Genomic DNA, 1,403 nt, shown 5'->3' on the forward strand with positions numbered 1-1,403 from the left:
CTGCCTGAACTGTACAAGCGCGATTGCGGCCGACAGCACGGCCACACCCGACAGCACCAGCGTGCCGCGCCGATTGCTCAGTTTCCATTCCTCGATCATCGCACGAGTATTGAGCCTGAGTCGCGCTGGCTGCTCAACGAGGCCGATGTAAACCGTAGCGCCGGAAAAGGCCGCGGCGACAGCAAATGCGTAAAGACCGAGCCGCATCGATCTCACTCCTGGCGCAGGCGGTTGTCGTACCCTTCAATGCGACATGAACACGGGCACCGTCATCGACTTCATCATATCGTGGGTCACGCCACCCAGAATGACTTCGCGCAGCCTCCCGTGACCGTACCCCCCCATCACGATCAGGGTCCCGGAATTATCTGCGACATAGGAAAGGATCGCATTGGTAACATCAGTGTCAGGGGTCACAACAGTCGCGATCTCGACCTTGACGTCATGATGCGCGAGGTGAGCCGCCATCTCAACACCGCGGACTTCCTTGTTCTCCGCGTTGGTCTTCCCGTTCAGCACGATCAAAAGATCCACAGCCGTCGCCTTCGCGAGCAGCGGCAACGCGTCGCTGAAGGCGCGTGCCGCCACGCGGCCGCCATCCCAACAGCACACCACGCGATCGAGCTTCAACCCGTCTTTCTGCACGTAAGGCACAACAATCAGCGGACGCCCTGACTGGAACAGCGCGGTTTCGATCATGTCATCGTTGTTCGCGCGAGACGGCTCGGATTGCATGAACACGCTCAGATCGAAGCGCCGAGCCAGGGCCGCAAAGATCGCGGGCGCCTCCGCCCCTATCGTCCTCAGCAAGCGGTGCTCTGTTGAAACAAGGCAACGCGCGGCCGCCGCATCGAAGCGTTCGATCGCGGCGAGCGCAGATCTTTCACTGCTCGCGACCATCTGGGCCAGGACATCAGGCGGAAGCTCCATCACGGGGTAGCCCGGAAACTCAGGGGAATATGCGAAGGCAACACCGGCAAGGTGGGTGCCAAACATCTCCGCAATCGAAATGGCAAACTCACCGGCCGGATCGCGGGTTACCTGATGCTCGAGATTGATGACAATGTCCTTGATCATCGAACCGTTCCAGCAAATATACGATGCGGCCCCTGAGCGCAGTCTCAAGACTCACGGCGCAACGGGCATTGATGACGATCAATCGGCGGGCCGCAGTTTTAACGGTGCAACGTAGCATCGGAACGATACTCACTCCGACAGATCAAGGAGAAACCTGACGTCACCCCTCGCCAGGGTTCCCTTGCCGGACCGCCTCCCGAACGTGAGAGTATCAGTAGCAATCCTCGATCCGGCGAACTCGCCACCTCCAACCGTCCCAGAAGCGTTCACGCCTAACGCGACAGTACGGCCCGAAATCGACGGGCTCATAGGCGTAGCTATAGTAG

At 59.7% G+C, this 1,403-nt stretch carries 1 protein-coding gene and 1 pseudogene; both read right to left on the bottom strand.

Features of this window, described 5'->3' with window-relative positions; all coding sequences use genetic code 11:
• Window positions 1-207: pseudogene (locus PMN64_RS42810) on the bottom strand (DUF1772 domain-containing protein); the annotation flags it as partial.
• A 36-nt stretch (window positions 208-243) separates the two neighbouring features.
• Entirely contained in the window at window positions 244-1,077 is an 834-nt protein-coding gene (locus tag PMN64_RS42815) for a universal stress protein (protein WP_283090010.1), read from the bottom strand.
• Window positions 1,078-1,403 lie beyond the last annotated feature (326 nt).

This window comes from Bradyrhizobium sp. UFLA01-814 (genome assembly GCF_046718885.1).
GTDB classification, from domain to species: Bacteria; Pseudomonadota; Alphaproteobacteria; order Rhizobiales; family Xanthobacteraceae; genus Bradyrhizobium; species Bradyrhizobium elkanii.

What these genes read in the sequence shown, in the direction of transcription:
- PMN64_RS42815 (WP_283090010.1), bottom strand. Translation starts at nt 1,077, where the DNA reads ATGATCAAGGACATTGTCATCAATCTCGAGCATCAGGTAACCCGCGAT.